This window comes from Citrobacter sp. W9 (assembly GCF_026719375.1).
Classification (GTDB): Bacteria; Pseudomonadota; Gammaproteobacteria; order Enterobacterales; family Enterobacteriaceae; genus Citrobacter; species Citrobacter werkmanii.
Genome location: NZ_JAPPTE010000064.1, coordinates 1 through 1,956, shown reverse-complemented (window position 1 = coordinate 1,956; position 1,956 = coordinate 1). Strand labels below are relative to the sequence as shown.

At 54.9% G+C, this 1,956-nt stretch carries 2 protein-coding genes; both read right to left on the bottom strand.

The features are described 5' to 3' along the window. Positions 1-68 precede the first annotated feature (68 nt). Positions 69-851 (bottom strand): IS21-like element ISSen3 family helper ATPase IstB, encoded by a 783-nt coding sequence (gene istB / locus OOJ59_RS27795; protein ID WP_001531258.1) that lies wholly within the window; start codon positions 849-851, stop codon positions 69-71. Then, positions 848-1,870 (bottom strand): IS21-like element ISSen3 family transposase, encoded by a 1,023-nt coding sequence (gene istA, locus OOJ59_RS27790; protein ID WP_000627495.1) that lies wholly within the window; start codon positions 1,868-1,870, stop codon positions 848-850. Before istA ends, istB begins: the two co-directional genes overlap by 4 nt. Between the last annotated feature and the right edge of the window lie 86 nt (positions 1,871-1,956).

Here is a 1,956-nt window from a genome sequence, read left to right as displayed (position 1 = left end):
TGTCAACAACGGGTAAAAAGTGATCCACTTACCGCCACCACCAACGGTTTAATATTGATCCACCTTGTTTACTCAGGATTAGCTTCAGCTATAACCCCGGCCTTTCGTTTCTGCTTCAGTCGATAGCTTTCCCCTTTTATTTGCACGACGTGTGAGTGATGTAAGATCCGGTCCAGCATCGCCGATGTCAGCGCTGCATCACCGGCGAACGTCTGATCCCACTGCCCGAACGGCAGGTTGGAGGTCAGGATCATCGCGCTCTTCTCGTAACGTTTGGCGATGACCTGGAAGAACAGCTTGGCTTCCTCCTGACTGAACGGCAGATAACCTATTTCATCGATGATAAGCAGCTTCGGGGCCATGACACCACGATTGAGAGTCGTTTTGTAACGGCCCTGACGCTGTGAAGTGGACAGCTGTAGCAGCAGGTCCGCTGCTGTTGTGAAGCGAACCTTGATGCCCGCCCGTACTGCTTCGTAGCCCATGGCTATCGCCAGATGCGTTTTTCCCACGCCCGATGGCCCCAGCAACACGATGTTTTCGTTACGCTCTATGAAGCTCAGGGATCGCAGCGACTGGATTTGCTTCTGAGGAGCGCCGGTGGCGAAGGTGAAGTCGTACTCCTCGAACGTCTTTACCGCCGGGAAGGCTGCCATCCGCGTGTACATCGCCTGTTTACGCTGATGCCGGGCCAGTTTCTCCTCATGTAACAGGTGCTCCAGGAAGTCCATGTAGCTCCATTCCTGATCCACCGCCTGTTGCGACAGCGCCGGCGCTGCGCCGATAAGACTGTCCAGCTGGAGCTGTTCGGCAAGCACCATCAGCCGTTGATGTTGCAGTTCGACCATCATGCGGCTCCTCTGCAGAACGTGTCATAGATGGAGAGCGGATGATGCAACGGCTGCCTGTCGAAGGTCATCAGGCTTTCATCAACCTGCACGTCATACTGTTTTTTCTCCGGTGGCAGTGCCAGCATGGATTGCTGTTCCTCCACCCAGCGATCGCAGGGGCGGGTCTGGATAGTTTCATGCTTACGTTGATTGGCCACATCGTACAGCCAGCGCAGGCCGTAACGGTTTGCGGTTTCAACATCGACGGTGATCCCCATCGGACGCAGGCGTGTCATTAACGGGATATAGAAGCTGTTGCGGGCGTACTGCACCATCCTCTCCACCTTGCCTTTAGTCTGCGCCCTGAAGGGACGGCACAGGCGGGGAGAGAAGCCCATCTCTTTGCCGAACTGCCACAGGGAAGGATGGAACCGGTGCTGCCCGGTCTGGTAAGCATCACGCTGCAGCACCACCGTTTTCATATTGTCGTACAGGACTTCCTGCGGTACACCGCCGAAGAAGCTGAACGCATTGCGGTGACAGGCTTCCAGCGTGTCGTAGCGCATGTTGTCGGTGAACTCGATGTAAAGCATTCTGCTGTATCCCAGAACAGCGACGAACACATGCAGGGGTGACTTGCCGTTTCGCATGGTCCCCCAGTCAACCTGCATCTGCCGTCCGGGCTCGGTTTCGAAGCGAACGACCGGTTCTGCCTGTGCTGGCAGGGTCTGTTTACGGATGAACTCTCTCAGGATAGTAAGCCCTCCACGATAGCCCAGCTCCATGATTTCCCTGGCAATAACGGTCGCCGGGATTTTGTAGGGATGCGCATCGCTGATCCGCTTAGAGATGTAATCACGGTATTCATCGAGCAGTGATGATGGTGCCGGGCGTGGTGAATACTGCGGCTTTTCAGATTTGGCTTTCAGGTGGCTGCGGACAGTATTGCGCGAAATACCCAGCTCCCTGGCAATGGCCCGGATACTCATTCCCCGCTTGTGCAGGACTTTAATTTCCATACGAATCTCAAAAGTGATCATAAGCTCCCCTGTATTCAGAGGAGCAGATTAACCCCTGGATCAATTTTCAACCGCTGGGGTGGATCAGTTTTGCACCGTTGGTAACA

Coding starts and splice junctions, on each gene's coding strand:
- istB (WP_001531258.1), bottom strand. CDS start 851: ATGATGGTCGAACTGCAACATCAACGGCTGATGGTGCTTGCCGAACAG.
- istA (WP_000627495.1), bottom strand. CDS start 1,870: ATGATCACTTTTGAGATTCGTATGGAAATTAAAGTCCTGCACAAGCGG.